The organism is Pseudomonas sp. B21128 (assembly GCF_044218865.1).
Classification (GTDB): domain Bacteria; phylum Pseudomonadota; class Gammaproteobacteria; order Pseudomonadales; family Pseudomonadaceae; genus Aquipseudomonas; species Aquipseudomonas iridis.
In genome coordinates, this window is record NZ_CP162590.1 from 1,250,192 (window position 1) to 1,265,195 (window position 15,004).

At 52.7% G+C, this 15,004-nt stretch carries 16 protein-coding genes and 1 pseudogene; 10 read left to right on the forward strand and 7 right to left on the reverse strand.

Translation table 11 applies throughout. The features are described 5' to 3' along the window. Window positions 1–83: 83 nt before the first annotated feature. The 4 genes from AB4P91_RS05425 to AB4P91_RS05440 all read right to left on the reverse strand — a co-directional run bounded on the left by AB4P91_RS05425 (window position 84) and on the right by AB4P91_RS05440 (window position 4,020). Window positions 84–599 (reverse strand): ATP-dependent zinc protease, encoded by a 516-nt coding sequence (locus AB4P91_RS05425; RefSeq protein ID WP_031319194.1) that lies wholly within the window; start codon window positions 597–599, stop codon window positions 84–86. Between the two features lie 72 nt (window positions 600–671). Further along, window positions 672–1,586 (reverse strand): cation diffusion facilitator family transporter, encoded by a 915-nt coding sequence (locus AB4P91_RS05430; RefSeq protein ID WP_017341666.1) that lies wholly within the window; start codon window positions 1,584–1,586, stop codon window positions 672–674. A gap of 181 nt (window positions 1,587–1,767) precedes the next feature. Continuing rightward, window positions 1,768–2,214 carry a zf-TFIIB domain-containing protein gene (locus tag AB4P91_RS05435; RefSeq protein WP_321197510.1) on the reverse strand — a complete coding sequence of 149 codons (447 nt, stop codon included), beginning with the start codon at window positions 2,212–2,214 and terminating at the stop codon, window positions 1,768–1,770. A gap of 30 nt (window positions 2,215–2,244) precedes the next feature. Continuing rightward, the gene (locus AB4P91_RS05440) at window positions 2,245–4,020 is read right to left on the reverse strand and encodes a heavy metal translocating P-type ATPase (RefSeq protein WP_017341664.1); all 1,776 of its coding nucleotides are present in this window, start codon (window positions 4,018–4,020) and stop codon (window positions 2,245–2,247) included. Here AB4P91_RS05440 and AB4P91_RS05445 point away from each other — a divergent pair. The 5 genes and pseudogenes from AB4P91_RS05445 to AB4P91_RS05465 form a co-directional block, all read left to right on the forward strand. Further along, window positions 3,989–4,186, forward strand: coding sequence for a hypothetical protein (locus AB4P91_RS05445; RefSeq protein WP_223272654.1), 198 nt, complete (start codon window positions 3,989–3,991; stop codon window positions 4,184–4,186). The two genes, AB4P91_RS05440 and AB4P91_RS05445, sit on opposite strands and share 32 nt — an antisense overlap. A 2-nt stretch (window positions 4,187–4,188) precedes the next feature. Beyond that, window positions 4,189–5,451 (forward strand): hypothetical protein, encoded by a 1,263-nt coding sequence (locus tag AB4P91_RS05450; RefSeq protein ID WP_017341663.1) that lies wholly within the window; start codon window positions 4,189–4,191, stop codon window positions 5,449–5,451. A 317-nt stretch (window positions 5,452–5,768) separates the two neighbouring features. Then, on the forward strand, window positions 5,769–6,101 hold the full coding sequence (locus AB4P91_RS05455) for a DUF2790 domain-containing protein (protein ID WP_017341662.1): 333 nt from the start codon (window positions 5,769–5,771) through the stop codon (window positions 6,099–6,101). Between the two features lie 216 nt (window positions 6,102–6,317). Continuing rightward, window positions 6,318–7,643, forward strand: coding sequence for an OprD family porin (locus AB4P91_RS05460; protein ID WP_017341661.1), 1,326 nt, complete (start codon window positions 6,318–6,320; stop codon window positions 7,641–7,643). Between the two features lie 145 nt (window positions 7,644–7,788). After that, window positions 7,789–8,212: pseudogene (locus AB4P91_RS05465) on the forward strand (potassium transporter Kup); the annotation flags it as partial. 265 nt (window positions 8,213–8,477) lie between these two features. Here the strand turns inward: AB4P91_RS05465 and AB4P91_RS05470 are convergent. Together AB4P91_RS05470 and AB4P91_RS05475 are read right to left on the reverse strand one after the other, a co-directional pair. Beyond that, window positions 8,478–9,119, reverse strand: a complete 642-nt coding sequence (locus AB4P91_RS05470; RefSeq protein WP_031319193.1) for a hypothetical protein — start codon at window positions 9,117–9,119, stop codon at window positions 8,478–8,480. A gap of 12 nt (window positions 9,120–9,131) precedes the next feature. Further along, a complete protein-coding gene (locus AB4P91_RS05475; RefSeq protein ID WP_052909679.1) occupies window positions 9,132–9,869 on the reverse strand; it encodes a HupE/UreJ family protein in 738 nt (245 codons plus the stop codon). 513 nt (window positions 9,870–10,382) lie between these two features. Here AB4P91_RS05475 and AB4P91_RS05480 point away from each other — a divergent pair. The 4 genes from AB4P91_RS05480 to AB4P91_RS05495 are packed head-to-tail and all read left to right on the forward strand — an operon-like array spanning window position 10,383 to window position 13,016. After that, window positions 10,383–10,682, forward strand: coding sequence for a metal-sensing transcriptional repressor (locus tag AB4P91_RS05480; protein ID WP_017341657.1), 300 nt, complete (start codon window positions 10,383–10,385; stop codon window positions 10,680–10,682). 7 nt (window positions 10,683–10,689) lie between these two features. Next, window positions 10,690–11,826 carry a nickel/cobalt efflux protein RcnA gene (locus AB4P91_RS05485; protein ID WP_052909678.1) on the forward strand — a complete coding sequence of 379 codons (1,137 nt, stop codon included), beginning with the start codon at window positions 10,690–10,692 and terminating at the stop codon, window positions 11,824–11,826. A gap of 12 nt (window positions 11,827–11,838) precedes the next feature. After that, entirely contained in the window at window positions 11,839–12,276 is a 438-nt protein-coding gene (locus AB4P91_RS05490; RefSeq protein ID WP_395604452.1) for a YqaA family protein, read from the forward strand. Beyond that, window positions 12,273–13,016 (forward strand): TraX family protein, encoded by a 744-nt coding sequence (locus AB4P91_RS05495; RefSeq protein WP_017341654.1) that lies wholly within the window; start codon window positions 12,273–12,275, stop codon window positions 13,014–13,016. Before AB4P91_RS05490 ends, AB4P91_RS05495 begins: the two co-directional genes overlap by 4 nt. 41 nt (window positions 13,017–13,057) lie before the next feature. On the opposite strand, the gene AB4P91_RS05500 is transcribed toward AB4P91_RS05495, so the two are convergent. After that, window positions 13,058–14,368: an MFS transporter gene (locus tag AB4P91_RS05500; protein ID WP_017341653.1), complete on the reverse strand. Its 1,311-nt coding sequence runs from the start codon at window positions 14,366–14,368 to the stop codon at window positions 13,058–13,060. A gap of 359 nt (window positions 14,369–14,727) precedes the next feature. On the opposite strand from AB4P91_RS05500, the gene AB4P91_RS05505 reads away from it, so the two are divergent. Then, window positions 14,728–15,003, forward strand: a complete 276-nt coding sequence (locus AB4P91_RS05505; protein WP_017341652.1) for a metal/formaldehyde-sensitive transcriptional repressor — start codon at window positions 14,728–14,730, stop codon at window positions 15,001–15,003. Window position 15,004: the final 1 nt, after the last annotated feature.

Here is a 15,004-nt window from a genome sequence, read left to right on the forward strand (position 1 = left end):
TCAAAAAAGCTGCAAAATTCTGCCGAGCTATTTTCTCAATACATTCACCTTGCACGTATAGATAAAATGTATAACTCAGGTGTTTAATTACAGTTTGGTTCGTTAGTGAATGTGCGTGAAACATCGACCGCCCCCAAGACCCCCAAAGTTTTGCGACCAATCAATACGGGGTAGTTCATGTCGCCTCGATCCCTCAGTGAAAACTCTTCCTTATAAATTTTATCACCTATGCACATCGTCATCATGACTACTGGACGATGTTCAGCGCCACCGGCGCCTCGAACCTTTACATTTCTTTCGACGCGTCGCTCGAAGAGTGCGTTACTCACCTTCTTAGTTTTTGTGTCTTTTACTTTAACGTTGAAACGAACCCATTCCTCTCCATTTTTACGGAATCGTTCTAAGTCTTTCGCATCCATCGAGGATGTAAGAGCACCTGTATCTAACTTTACTTTCACAGCAATATTTTCTGGCAAAAGTATTCCTTCCTCAATCCACCCGTATACCCTTTCTGGATTAGCAGGTGTTGAAAAAGCTGGCTGCGCAACAAAAGCCAAAAACAAAGCCAGCCCAGAATAACTTAAAATATTTCTGACCATTTTAATCGACCCTTTTGATCTGTATCGCGACGTATAAACGTTCATCCAGCTTAAATAAATACCACGACTCAGTTAGTGGACCATACCCTCATGATCGTCAGCCAGTTGATCGTGAAAATCAGATCCTTCCATTTGGACGGTAGTATGGCTGATGTGGAACTTATCACTCATAAGGCTGGTTACTTCAGCCAAGATAGCTTGCTCGCTGCGGGAAGCCGAGTCAGCGACAAGATGGACGCTCATAACACTTTTACCACTGGTCAAAGCCCAGATATGCAAATCGTGGATATTCTTGACCCCCTCAATGCCATAAAGCGTTGCCTCTACCTTTTCAATATCGATGCCCTCTGGAACCCCTTGCAGCAATATGTTCATGCTTTCCTTGAGCAATGACCAAGTCCTGGGCAGCACCCAGAACCCGATGCCAGCCGCGACAAGTGAATCAACCCAAGTCCAGCCGGTGAAACGGATCAAAAGAGCTGCGATGATGACGCCAATAGACCCCACCATATCGCTCCAGACCTCTAAATAAGCGCCCTTCACATTGAGGCTTTCCCCACTGGCAGCACTCAGTAGGCGCATTGAAACAAGGTTGACGATGAGCCCGAACACCGCAATGACCAACATGCCAGTCGACTGGATTTCCGCCGGGACTTTAAGTCGCAGATACGCTTCATAAACGATGTATATAGCGACTAAAAACAGCAAGACCGCATTGAAGGTGGCTGCAAGTATTTCAAATCGTGCGTACCCGAAGGTCCGCTTCCTATCCGCAGAGCGCTTGGCTATATGAATAGCGACCAAGGATATCGCCAAAGCCGCAACGTCCGTCAGCATGTGGGCCGCGTCGGATAATAAGGCCAGGCTGCCGGTGACAAAAGCTCCAATGACCTCCGCGACCATAAAGCTTGTCGTCAGGGTGAGTGCGATCCACAGCAACTTTTCGTGACCGGCGCGTACTTGGCCGTGACTGTGTCCTGAACTCATAACCTTTTCCTCAAACGCCGCTTGCTGAAACTCCAACCACCCAGGTAGCACCCTTGCTACGAGTCGATTGCAGGATATAAAGACCAGCTAATACCCAAAACGGTTCCATCTCATGAAACACCCTATTTCAGAATTGGTGCTGGTTCGAGGTATATCCCGATCAAAGCGCGAAATCGCAGCCTTAATCGAACATCTCCTGCAAAAATGATTTTTTGCGGTACGACTGTTGCCCCTGATGCCCACTCTGGTTTTGATGCCCACTCTGGTTTTGATGTCCACCATGACTTTGATGGCCGCTCTGATGACTGCTCTGATGGCCACCTTCTCTCCAACCGCCACCGTGACTTCCTCGCTGATCTCCATGAGCTTGGCTATCTCCATGCTGGCTGTAACCGGGTTGTACTGCTGGAGGAGCATTCTGTACGGGTGGAATTGGGTTCTGTGGAAGAAACCTAACGGCCTCCTGTTGTTGGCTGCGCTCGATGATCTTGTCGAGTTCACCTCGGTCGAGCCAAACGCCACGGCATTGAGGGCAATAATCAATTTCGATGCTTTGGCGCTCAGTCATTACGAGGGCAGTATCTTTGCAGATCGGACATTGCATGATTTGATTTCCTTGTGTGGGCATGTAATTGAAGACGAAGTCGCAGCTTTCGTATCACCGACGCAGTAGCCGCAGTCCGTTGAATACGACCAGCAGGCTCGCTCCCATATCGGCGAAAACAGCCATCCACAACGTAGCGTGGCCGGACAATGCAAGCGCCAAAAATACAACTTTGATACCCAAGGCCAGTCCGATGTTTTGCTTCAAAACAGAGGCACATCGACGACTCAGGCTAATAAAATCAGCAATCTTGCGTGGGTCGTCATCCATGATGGCGACATCAGCCGTTTCAAGGGCTGTGGCAGTCCCTGCGGCCCCCATCGCAAAACCAATGTCGGCTTGCGCCAATGCTGGAGCATCGTTCACACCATCGCCCACCATGCCAACAGTACCAAAGCGGCGTTTGAGTTCCGCGACGGCGACTTGTTTATCCTCCGGCATCAAGTTTCCGCGTGCATCCTGTATACCGAGCTGCGCGGCGATGGACTTGGCCGTTGCAGGATTGTCGCCCGTGAGCATCACCGGTACGACATTCAATGCTTTCAGAGCAGTTACGGCTGCAATGCTTTCAGGTCTTACTGTGTCCGCCACAGCAAAAATCGCCACCGGACCTCTGGCGGCGCAAAGCACGATTACTGTTTTTCCTGCGTTTTCGAGCAACGACAATCGGGCTTCAAGCGCAGGCGAACACAGACCTAACTCCTCAACCAAGCGGTGGTTGCCCAAGTGCCATAATTGACCATCAATAACGCCTTTGACACCACGACCGTTGAGTACACCGAAGTCCTCAACCGAAAAGGGAGCGACGTCTGGTTGCTGTAATTTCCAGCCGTTGACCAACGCCTTTGCCACTGGGTGCGTGCTGTGGTCGTCGAGACTCGCAGCGATCTTCAAAGCCATTTCGATGGGTAGATCACCAAACGGCTCGGTATCAGTCAGTACCGGCTTGCCTTGGGTCAAAGTTCCGGTTTTGTCGAGTGCCACAACTTTAAGAAGTCGCCCGCTTTCGAGGTATGCACCGCCCTTAATCAAAATGCCATGTTTGGCAGCCGCGGCAAGTCCACTGACAACGGTAATTGGCGTTGAAACTACCAAAGCACACGGGCAGGCGATGACTAGGAGGACCAGCGCCTGATAGAGCCAATCGCCCCAGGTACCAGCGAACAGAACGGGGCCTAACGCAGCAACCAACAGGGCAAGAACCACTACAGCCGGGGTGTAATAACGTGCAAACTGATCTACAAACCGTTGAGTAGGGGCTCGTTGAGCTTGCGCGTCTTGTATGGCCGCAGCGATACGAGCAAGAGTGCTTTCTCCTGCTACGGCCGTCACAGTCGCTTCAACCACTCCGTCGGTAACGATACTGCCTGCGTAAAGCGGGTCACCGACCTGCTTATCAACTGGAAGGCTTTCGCCAGTAATTGGGGCCTGATCAAGCGCAGCGCGACCAGACTCGACGCTGGCATCCAACGGTACTCGCGAACCTGTACGAACCCGAATACGACTACCGAGTAACACACTCGCCACGGGCTGATCTTTCCAGGCACCGTCAATCATTACTTCGGCGGTTTCCGGCGCCAACGCAGTTAGCGACTTGATCGCGTTACGCGCTCGCTCCAAAGAAAGTGCTTCGATAGCTTCAGCAATAGCGAAGAGGAAAACCACCATCGCAGCTTCAGGCCACTTACCAATGACGAGAGCACCAACGACAGCCAGCGACATCAGAAAATAAATGTTCAGAGTAAAGTTCTTAATCGCAATCCAACCCTTTTTTAGGGTAGGCAAGCCAGCGCTAAGAATGGAAAGAGCGGCAACAAAGACCCGTATCAAGGGGGACGCGGCTAACTGGTCGTTGCAATTCGAGCGTGGAGCGTTAGGTAAGGATCCGGCCGCAGACGTTTATTATGATGAGGGACGGAAAAATTTGACACTGTCCAATCTGACTGCCGAACTGGTTGGTGTGATCGAGAAAGAACTGCTGGCCAGGGTCGGCTAAGAATGTTTTCTAATGTGGTAGCTCTCTACCGCGCCATTGGAGCGCCCCCCATTGAGGACGGAGTCATCCGCTATGAGGGGATGCCAACGCCCGACATTATCGGTACGTTGCGAATGTGCGATGGCCTGCCCGCAGCCTATGGCAAGTTCGAGCATTGCTCTGAAGAAGCAGACTCTCTCGATATTGAGTTTCGCTTGCCATCGAACGAGTCTGGCCGTTTCTACGCGAACCTAGGCGAGTTTGTCGCTCGCAATGGCTCATTGGGCAAGGGCCAATTTCCGAGCAACGTGTACATTGTTGAGCTCTGTTGGGCAGATAGTGATGACACCGAACCTCCGACGATTAAGGCGCTCAGGCGCGTATGTCGGTTGATCGAGCTGCTTGCACTGCTAGCGATCGGTGTCGACAAAGACAGCAGCCAAGATGGTTTTAATCTTTTCTTTGCCTTGCCTCCTGATGGGGCTAAGCCGCCGAGAACATTTCTGTTGCCTACTCAGGTTGACGCCAAGGTACTTGACTATGAGCTCAATCACCTGAGCTTGTTGGAAGAAATACTCAATCGAAAAAACGAAAATAAGGCACACCTCTCCGAACGAAAATTAATGATTCGGATGGCGGTGGCTAGCGTCATAGAGAAGTTTGAGAGCGAGCCCAATCTGTTCTTGGTGATCGTGCGGGAGTGGCGGGAGGTCCTCGCCACATACCGCGCGAATCTGCAAACCTACGTCTATAGCTTCTCGTTTGAGCGGGCCCGGCGCGAGGTGGCCCAAGCTGAAATCGACTATGGCACCAAGCTTAGCGGGGTGCTGGGCGACATCGCCGGCAAGATGCTCGCCCTGCCGATATCGCTAGCGGGTTTGGTCGTGCTGGAGAAAACAACCTCAAGATTCGAAGGTTTTATCCTTGTCCTTGGGTTGGCAGTGGTTTCTGTGGTTCTGCTTGCAATCCTTCACAACCAAATGCTGCAAACGGAGCGCCTCCTACACAGCTTCAATGTCATTTTCGATGATTTCAAGGACAAGATAAAAACATATCCCCCTAAACTTCAGGGGCTGCTCAGGATCACCATCGATCAAGTCGACAAGCAAGGCCGAACCCTCACCAGGACCTTTCGGTTGCTGAAGGGGTTGTCCCTGCTTCCAATCGTCGGTGCTTTGCTGCTAGCCGCGATAAAATACTGGGACGATTTCTTATGGCTGTTAAAGGCTATCCTAGCGATGGTGTTTTCGGTACTCAACGTAGCCCCTAATATTCTCAGCCCATGAGGCTTTTTTAACACGTTCTTCGTCTCATCTTACTGCGCTCAAACGACTCATCCATCTGGAGCAGTCCAAGCAGCTGTCAATGATATAGAGGAGATGTATCTTTAATAAAAATCTTGGGTGCTTCATGAGGAGCTCGAGTTGGTCCCTAATGCCTTATCTGACGTATTCAGCCTACTCCGCCAATAAGTTAAATTTCTAATAGTCGAGCTCACGTGTACTGTGGAACACCTTACGCATATGTAATATTCGCGGCAGCTTTCTGAAAGGCATCACTGGTTATCCTCTAGTCAGAAGTAAGTGAACACTAGGAGAAAATCATGAAATCACTAAAAGTTTTTTTTGCCGTTTCCATCTTGACGATGTCTTCTTTGGCCATGGCTGAAGGAGGTGGTGACCGTGTTTATGGTCGAATGATGCAAGAGAACCAGAAGGCGATGGAGCAGTACGCCTTAGAAAACGGAAAGACGACACCTGAAGTCGTCCATTATGAATATGGAATGAACCTCGATGTCCAGAAGGTAATCAGTACCACTCAAGCCAATAAAAGCTGTGGCGTAGCCCCTTCGCGCATGACCTATGAAGATTCGGCGGGCAAGCTTAACACCCTGGAATACAAGGTTATGGGTACTAACTGCCCTCACGGAAGCTAGTTAGCGTTGGCCATAACTGCGCCAAGTTGTTCGGTATGTTTTGAGCCTGCTTACTGTTCGCTGACATAGAAGTAATTTTCAGGTCACGCTGGAGTTATCTATTGTATGAAATTATGTCTGCCGGCACGTAGGAGAAATCCTCACGTGCTGGTGGCTTTTTATAACTATAAAAAATTTCATAAAGAAACTCTGCCAAGCTAAAGCCTGGAGTGTTAAATGAACAATAAAAGCATTTATGGTCTTTCTCTCATTGCCCTTAGCATGAGCATGGCGCAAGTTGCAGTGGCTGTTGAGCAAAGACCTGAAGGATTCATTGAGGGGAGCACCTTTAGTATTCTCAATCGGAATCTCTATCTCAATCGTGATTATCGAAAGGGCCAGTCAAGCCCCACGGGAAATGGGTACTCAGCCGAATGGGCTCATGGCATCATTGGCCGGTTCGAATCAGGCTTTACTCAAGGTACCGTAGGCTTCGGCATTGACGCGTTTGCAATGGAAGGCCTCAAGCTCGATTCAGGTGATGGTCGCTCGGGAGCTCGTAGCTCAGTCGATGTCTTGCCGCACAATAGCAAAGGCCAACCTGAAGACTCCTACTCAAAAGTAGGCGGGGCCGCAAAAGTGCGTTTCCTGGATACAGTCGTCAAGGTAGGGGACGTATTTCCATCGACGCCTGTCGTGGCCTATGGCGATTCTCGACTCCTCCCTGAGAGTTTTCGTGGTGCAACGTTTACCAATACCAGCATCAAAGACCTGACCCTTCAGGGTGGTCGACTGCATGCGATGAGCCAACCCAATTCCAGTGGCATGCGTGACGGCTTTTCGACTTTCTACGCTGGTGCGGTAGATGCTCCGTGGATCGCTTATCTAGGGGGCGATTACACAGTCAATGAGCACGTAGGTGTGAGTCTTTACACCAGCCAATTCAAGGATGTGTGGAACCAGTATTACGCAGGCACCACATTGAGCTATCCGCTCTCAGACAGCGTATCGCTAATCGGTGGCTTTAATTACTACCGAGCGGTTGATGAGGGTAAAAAACTTCTGGGAAGCTTCGATAACAACATCTGGAGCGGCAAGACCGGGGTCAAATTCGGAGCGCACACCGTGACCGTTGGGTACCAGCGCAATAATGGTAACGACGACTTTGACTACCTTCGCCAATCCGACTCAATTTTCTTGGATAACTCTATTCAGTACAGCGATTTCAACTCACCGAAAGAGGAATCCTTGCAGCTGCGCTACGATCTAGATATGCAGGCTTTCGGCATCCCCGGTCTCAGCTTCATGACCCGCTACGCTAAGGGTTGGGATGCGGACTATTCCAACGCGAACAGCGTGTACATGCGTCGTGGAGCGGATGGCGCCCCACTGCAGGATCAAAAGCGTTGGGAACGAGACATCGAGGCTAAGTACGTCATCCAGTCAGGTTCTCTGAAGGACATGTCTCTACGTGTTCGCCAGGCAACGACACGAGCCACGGATTTCGAATCTGATTTGGACGAGGTCCGACTGATTGTCGAATACCCGCTGCAACTCCTTTAACGGGCGCTAGCCATCGGCATTAGGCCCCATTACCAGATACACCCCCGTCTCTTTGTTTCTCCTTTGGTTTTGGAGACGGCTTAGGCGCCCGAGTGGCGCCTTTTTTTGTGTATTGATATAACTGTTGGTATGTTCCGGCCATTATTCCAGATCTGATGCTGCCCCTCATGGGCTCTCGCACAATCAATTGCAGAAACAGGTTCTGCACGAGCAGGTGGTGTTGCTAACTGTGGCGTCTGAGGACGGCCGCGCGTGCCAGATGATCGGCGGTTTGAGGTCTAGGCTTAAGGTAAAGGATTTGCCGGGTTAGCCTGCACTTTGGCTTTATCGAGGAGCGTGACGTAGCCGCAGCCTTGAGTCTCTGACACATGAAAGAGCTGGATTTCTGCACGATGCATTCCACCTACTTCTTTAGCCGCGTGACGGTTATCCCGATCAAGCGTATGGGGATGGCTCGTTGGCGAGAAAGCTTGTTCACTTTTTTACTGAAGAACGTCAACAGCAACCTCAAATACTTTAATTTGCCGCTGAACCGACTGATCGAACTGGGTACGCAGGTTGCGATATAGAAACAAACAAGGCCGCAAATGCGGCCTTGTTTTATTCAGGGTGTTACTCGTGTGAGTGTCCGTGCTCAGCGCTCTCGGATGTTGTTCCTTTCTCACCGCCACCGCATGCGGTCATCAGGCCAAGAAAGCAGATCAGGAGCATCGAACGAATCAGCGTTGCTGGGGTTTTCATGGAATGACTTTTCAAAAAATGGATGAGATAAATGGTCTTTATCTAGGCTGAGCGCTGCATTTTCGGCAATAGAACAGCCATCGCGGCTTCGGATTACTGTTTGATGCTCAAGTAATCGCCGGCCGTTCTCAGTGAGATGGTCACGTCGCTGTTGCTGCGATTACGCCAAAACCAACCATGGGTGCCGTCAAAAATAGCGATGAATTCACCTTTATCACTTTTGACCTGCTTGCCCTTGTTGTAGCTGTGGAAGTAACCCTTTTCACCGTTGTAGGGCTCGCCATGGGTGTCGTAGTTCACAGGCCCACCAACCGTTGTCCATTCATAGTTGACGGTTCTGTTTTTCAGCACTTCCAGCTTGATTTCTTTCCCTTCACCAGGCTTCAGCGTGATGGTTAGTTGATCTTTTTTCAGGGCTAGATTGGACTTCGCCACAGGTTGAACCGCAGATTGCACTTCGGGTTTAACTGCTGCAATTTGCGGAGCCGGCTCCGGAGCCGATGCTTGCGGCGGATCTGCGTCCGCTAAAGCCTCTTGGGCAAGGATGATCTTCAATTCGCCCATCTGGGTAAGGCCCAGTGTTCGGCCTACACCTGTCGGATCAATGGCGTATTCCGAGGGCATTACGACTGTTACCAGAAGTCCCGCAGCAACCAATATTGCAAGAACAGTCGAACGTAGCAGTTTGCGAGTGCTGGGCAATTCATTAACAGTGGGAAGCGGAGTATTGAACATGGTCAGAATTCCTTACGCGGAGACAAACAGGCCGGTGATCTGGTAACCCATCAGCAGGAAACCGGCACTCATCATGGCAACGTTGGCGGTATAGGCGTGACGCCAGAAACTGCCGGTGCGCCGCCAATACCCCATCAAAATGAGAATCGCGCTAAGGGCCAGCAATTGGCCGATCTCGACGCCGACGTTGAAGGCGATCAAGTTCGGAATCAGGCCATCAGGCGAGATTTCGTACTCCTGGATCTTAGTGGCCAGCCCGAATCCATGGAGCAGGCCGAAGATCAGCGTGGCCACCTTGGTGTTGGGTTGGAAACCGAACCAGCGCTGGAATGCATCCAGGTTATCAAGCGCCTTGTACACCACCGAGAAGCCGATGATGGCGTCGATGATGTACGAGCTGATGCTGACCTCTGTAAGTACGCCAAGCAGCAGCGTGACCGAGTGCCCTACAGCGAACAGCGTGACGTAGAGCCCCACGTCTTTCAGGCGATAGAGGAAGAAGATCACCCCGAACAGAAACAGCAGGTGGTCGTAGCCCGTCATCATGTGCTTGGCGCCCATGTAGATGAAGGGCAGCAACATGACGCCGGAACTTTCTTGGATGAAGCCCTTGTCACCTTCCGCGACGGCGTGAGCCATCGCCTCGGGCATCCCGACGAAAAGTGTAGCGACAAGTAAAAACAACAGCAGTAGCGGGCGGTGCGATGGCGCAGTGAATGCGACAACGCCGCTCATCGAGTGCGAATGCATAGATCAATCCTACGTTGCAGGGATCAAAGGCCGCAGAGCGGCCATGGTCAGGATGCGAACGGGGGACGGGGTGGACGCTCGATCAAGAAAATCGGCGGACGAGGAACGGAATATCGGCGCGCATCAACTCGTATAGACAGCTTCGGCTGTGCAGCCAAACTTAACGCGGACGTGAGCTGAGGTGTTTCGTGCTGATGGTCAGGGGTCAACGGTGAGTGGTAGTGATCCGAGTAGCTCGCACGCGACATCTCTGCCTGCTGCTCATGGGAGTGATGGGCGTCTTGTGCAATCTCCCAGGCTGGCTGTTTCGATGTCACCGACAACGTATAGGTATGCCCTGCCCAAGCCACAAACATGGCGAGAGCAAGTGCGATTACCACCGTCATTGTCAGTGTTCTGCTGAACATAGTGTTCGGGTTTCAACTCGTTTTGTGGGGCTTTGATGCGTTTGACCGCATCCCCCTAGGGGGGATAGGATGCCAGCGTAATTCATTGAGGCCTGAGGCTCAAGTCATGAGTGAGCAAGAACACGAACACAGCCATGCGCATACCCACCAAAGTCATGAAGCAATCATCAAGCGGCTCAAGCGGGCGGACGGCCATTTACGCGGCATCATCACGATGATCGAAGAGGGTCGTGAGTGCGTGGACATTGCTCAGCAGTTACATGCTGTTGAAAAAGCGGTGTGCCAAGCCAAGCGCACGCTCATTCAGGATCACATCGATCACTGCCTGGAAGACACTGTTTCGGCGTTGGGCAATGGCGAGCGTGCACCGCTAGAAGCTTTCAAACAAATCACCAAGTACCTCTAGGTCTGACATGCCCAACTTCGCTGAACTCTTGCAACAGGGTGGCTCTCACGCCTGGCTATACTTTCCGAGTGCCATTCTGCTCGGAGCCTTGCACGGCCTGGAACCTGGCCACTCAAAAACCATGATGGCGGCCTTTATCGTGGCCATTCGTGGCTCGGTAAAACAGGCTGTATTGTTGGGCCTGGCCGCGACGCTGTCGCATACCGCTGTAGTGTGGTTGGTCGCCATTGGCGGCATGTATCTGGGCAAAGGCTTGGACGCTCAAACCACGGAGCCGTATTTCCAACTCGCGTCTGCTGCCCTGATCATTGTGATTGCGCTGTGGATGCTGTGGCGTACCTGGCGTGGCGAGCAGATGTTCAAGTTCGAGCAAGGTGATGATCACCACCACGACGAGCATGACCATGGTCATCATGATGAGACCCACCGAATTGATACTGGCCATGGCCGTGTTGAGCTGTCGATCTTCGAAGAAGGCGTGCCACCGCACTGGCGCCTGAAGACATTGACCGGACACGCCTGGGCAGCCTCAGATGTTCGCCTGATGACTACTCGTCTGGACGGCAGCACTCAATCGTTCTCTTTCGTCGAGCGCGAAGACTTCCTGGAGTCGGCACTCGATATCCCTGAACCGCATGAATTCAGTGCCCGCTTGAGCTTGGGCCATGCCGGTCATTCCCATGATTATGACCTGGAATACCTAGAGCATGATCACGGGCACGCGCATTCCGAACTGGAAGGCCTGGAGTTGTCGATTGATGGCTATCAGGATGCGCATGAGCGCGCCCATGCCAACGATATCCGCAAGCGCTTTACCAACCGTGAGGTCACCACGGGACAGATCATCATGTTCGGGTTGACGGGGGGGCTCATTCCTTGCCCTGCGGCCATCACCGTTTTGCTGCTCTGCCTTCAGGTCAAAGAAGTCGCCTTGGGTGGCGTGCTCGTCCTGTGCTTCAGCATTGGTCTGGCGCTCACATTGGTAACCGTCGGTGCAGCCGCCGCTATTGGCGCCAAGCAGGCCTCCAATCGCTGGCCTTGGATGGGCACCGTTGCGCGTCGTGCACCGTACCTGTCCAGCGTGTTGATCATCGGTGTTGGTCTGTACGTCGGCTTTCATGGCTGGATCGGCCTGAACGCATGAGGCGATGTCCGAGTGTTTGAACTCACCAGCTACGTTGGTCTGTTCCTGGCGGCATTCGGTGCCGCAACGTTACTGCCCATGCAGTCTGAAGCCGTGTTGGTCGGGATGTTGCTTTCCGACCAATACGTTGCTTCAACGCTTTTGGCGGTCGCAACTTTCGGCAACGTTCTTGGCTCTGTACTTAACTGGGTACTGGGCCGTTCTGTTGAACGATTCCGTCATAAGGGCTGGTTCCCAGTGAGCGAGAGCAAGTTAAAAAAAGCCCAGCAGTCCTATCTGCGCTACGGGCGCTGTTCACTGTTGCTGAGCTGGGTGCCCATCATTGGCGATCCGCTGACGGTAGTCGCCGGAGTCCTGCGCGAACCACTCTGGAGTATCCTTCTGATCGTCACCCTGGCCAAGGGCGTGCGTTATCTCGTGCTGACCGCCGTCACACTGGGGTGGGCATGACGACGGCTCATACTACCCCGCTCCCCCCACTCAAGAGCCGAAGCAGTAGCCTGGATCTGATCAAGTGGCTGGCGATGCTCACAATGGTCATCGACCACTTACGATTGGTGTGGCCGGAAATGAGCAACCTGTTCATTCCGGGGAGACTTTCCTTTCCGCTGTTCTGTGTCGCCATTGCGGCCAACGTAGCGCGCTCCAAACCGGGCGAATTGCTGACGGTGGCGAATGGTCGATACCTTGCGCTGATGCTGTTGTTTGCCGCCATTTCAGAAGTGCCTTATCGCTACATCAGCACCTCGGGATCATTCAATGTGTTGGTTACCCTGGCATTGGGGCTGGTGATTGCCTGGGGGTGGCAACATCGCACTCTGTTAAGCAGCGCTATGGCGTTGATGGCCGCCGCAGTTGCCTACGGGCTGGATGATCCTCTGATGTACGGCTTCTACGGTGCACTTGTTCCAGCGGCTGGCTTAGTAGCAATAAAGAACCCCGGCGTTCTTTGGTTGCTGCCAGCGGCTCTATGCCTGTTGAGCAATACCCGCAGTAGCATCGTAACCAGGGCGTTGGACTTGGAAATCTATTCAATGCTGGCTTTGAGCACCGCATTCGCGGCCCCGTTGATCGGACTTTGGCTTCTGCGTCAGACCTTCTCCTTCAAGATCTGGCCGGTTGGGCAATGGGGCTACTGGTTCTATCCGGGGCACCTTGCCGCTCTGCAAGCCCTACGGCTCCTAGTCTGAATGTCCGACAACTAGCCTTAGCAAATCTTAGGAACTTACAATCATTTGTTGGGCCATCGGCGATGTTGATCATCGATCACGTATGGATGTTCGTGATCCGCACCTTCCTGGCCGTCGACGTGCGTGTGATCGCCCGGCAGATTCTCATGGGTGTGCTTGATAGAGTCTTGGTCATGAGCTGGACGCCAGATCACGATGCTGACCACCAGCGCACTACCTGCCACGACAGCGAGCCCAACAAACGACGCAGTGAGGCTGATGTTCGCACCCAACCATCCCGCCAATGGGTAGGTAATCAACCAGCAAGCATGGGATAGCGCAAATTGGGCGGCAAACAACGCTGGGCGATCTTCGGCATGTGCCGAGCGACGCAACAGTCGACCGCTCGGGGTTTGAGCCAAGGAGTAGCCCACCCCAAGCACCACCCACAGCGGTAGCAGGAAGTTATAGGTGGTTAGGTTGATGCCAACTGCTAAGCCTGCGAGCAATACTCCTCCACCAAACAACATGGCCGTTCGGTCTTTGATATTTTTCAACAGTCGAGGCAAGACCAGGGCCGCCACCATGGAACCGCCACCAAACGCGGCCAGCGCCAATGCCGTAGAACTCTGCGGCAGAGCGAAGCGCGACTGCACCAGCACCACCGTATTGACGATGACCATAGCACTGGCGGCCGCAACCGTAAGATTGAGAGCCAACAGCCCTCGCAAGCGAGGTGTGGCCAGAAATATGCGCATGCCACGGGTGGTTCGTTCGTAGATGCTGCGTCGTGGTATCTGCTTCGCCTTAGGCAGCAGCACTGTGGCGACTAGGGCCGCTGAGGCAAGGAACCCAATGACCGTGCCGGCGAACAGGCTATGGAAGCTGATCACCGTCAACAGTGCAGCGGCAAGCATCGGGCTCGCGACACTTTCAAGATCATAGGCCAGACGTGATAGCGACAAGGCACGGGTGTAGTCGTCTTCATCCACCAGTATGTCTGGAATGGTCGCCTGGAACGTCGGAGTGAACGCTGCCGAAGCGGACTGAAGGACGAAAATCAGCACGTAGATTTGCCAGACTTCCGTCACAAACGGAAGAGCCAGTGCGACCAGTGCTCGCACCAGATCCAGAGAGACCAGCATTGCCCGACGGGGTAAACGCTCTGCAAAAGCGGCTGCGATTGGCGCAACGCCAATGTAGGCCGTCATTTTGATCGCCAACGCCGTACCGAGCACAGCGCCCGCATTGGCACCTGCAAGGTCGAACGCTAATAGGCCTAATGCAACAGTGGCAAGACCCGTCCCAATGAGCGCAATCACTTGAGCCAAGAAGAGGTGACGGTAGGTACGGTTGGCTAGGATTTTCAGCATGAAATATCTCAAATAGCGAAGTGCGTAACCATGTGGTTACCGAACTTTCCACGAAGAGACGCAATCAGCTGGTTTCGTCTCTGTTGATTGCTGCATCCTCCCAGGGGGGATGTGGTTCGATCCTAAACCATTGACCTAGGCAGCTCAAGAGATAGGCGCTACGCCATCTATCGAATTATTGAAGTGCCGGGCCGCCCATACGGCTTGTATTGGTACTGCGCGGCGAGGCGACGTGCTGAATGTTTCGAATGCAGCATTCAAATGCTGCAACGCTGCTGGTCGGATGGATTCCCTCCCTGGGTTGTATGGCCAATTGGAACGTGTGATTATATTGTTCTAATAGGTAGGGGGGGTATGGTATGAGTCACATGAGATCAAGCAAAGACAATCTTCTTAAGCGCGTAAAGCGAATCGCTGGGCAAGTCCAGGCGATTGAGCGAGCACTCGACTCTGATGATGACTGCTCGAAAACTCTGCTTTTGGTCGCTTCTACCCGTGGCGCTATCAATGGGCTGATGGATGAAATTATCGAAGACCACGCTCGTGAACACGTCGCGAATCCGACACTCAGCAACGACGAAAGAGCGAAAGGTGTCGACGAGCTGCTCGAAGCCATTCGCCGCTATTCCAAATAGG

Coding starts and splice junctions, on each gene's coding strand:
- AB4P91_RS05425 (WP_031319194.1), bottom strand. CDS start 599: ATGGTCAGAAATATTTTAAGTTATTCTGGGCTGGCTTTGTTTTTGGCT.
- AB4P91_RS05430 (WP_017341666.1), bottom strand. CDS start 1,586: ATGAGTTCAGGACACAGTCACGGCCAAGTACGCGCCGGTCACGAAAAG.
- AB4P91_RS05435 (WP_321197510.1), bottom strand. CDS start 2,214: ATGCCCACACAAGGAAATCAAATCATGCAATGTCCGATCTGCAAAGAT.
- AB4P91_RS05445 (WP_223272654.1), top strand. CDS start 3,989: ATGGAAAGAGCGGCAACAAAGACCCGTATCAAGGGGGACGCGGCTAAC.
- AB4P91_RS05450 (WP_017341663.1), top strand. CDS start 4,189: ATGTTTTCTAATGTGGTAGCTCTCTACCGCGCCATTGGAGCGCCCCCC.
- AB4P91_RS05455 (WP_017341662.1), top strand. CDS start 5,769: ATGAAATCACTAAAAGTTTTTTTTGCCGTTTCCATCTTGACGATGTCT.
- AB4P91_RS05460 (WP_017341661.1), top strand. CDS start 6,318: ATGAACAATAAAAGCATTTATGGTCTTTCTCTCATTGCCCTTAGCATG.
- AB4P91_RS05470 (WP_031319193.1), bottom strand. CDS start 9,119: ATGTTCAATACTCCGCTTCCCACTGTTAATGAATTGCCCAGCACTCGC.
- AB4P91_RS05475 (WP_052909679.1), bottom strand. CDS start 9,869: ATGCATTCGCACTCGATGAGCGGCGTTGTCGCATTCACTGCGCCATCG.
- AB4P91_RS05480 (WP_017341657.1), top strand. CDS start 10,383: ATGAGTGAGCAAGAACACGAACACAGCCATGCGCATACCCACCAAAGT.
- AB4P91_RS05485 (WP_052909678.1), top strand. CDS start 10,690: ATGCCCAACTTCGCTGAACTCTTGCAACAGGGTGGCTCTCACGCCTGG.
- AB4P91_RS05495 (WP_017341654.1), top strand. CDS start 12,273: ATGACGACGGCTCATACTACCCCGCTCCCCCCACTCAAGAGCCGAAGC.
- AB4P91_RS05500 (WP_017341653.1), bottom strand. CDS start 14,368: ATGCTGAAAATCCTAGCCAACCGTACCTACCGTCACCTCTTCTTGGCT.
- AB4P91_RS05505 (WP_017341652.1), top strand. CDS start 14,728: ATGAGTCACATGAGATCAAGCAAAGACAATCTTCTTAAGCGCGTAAAG.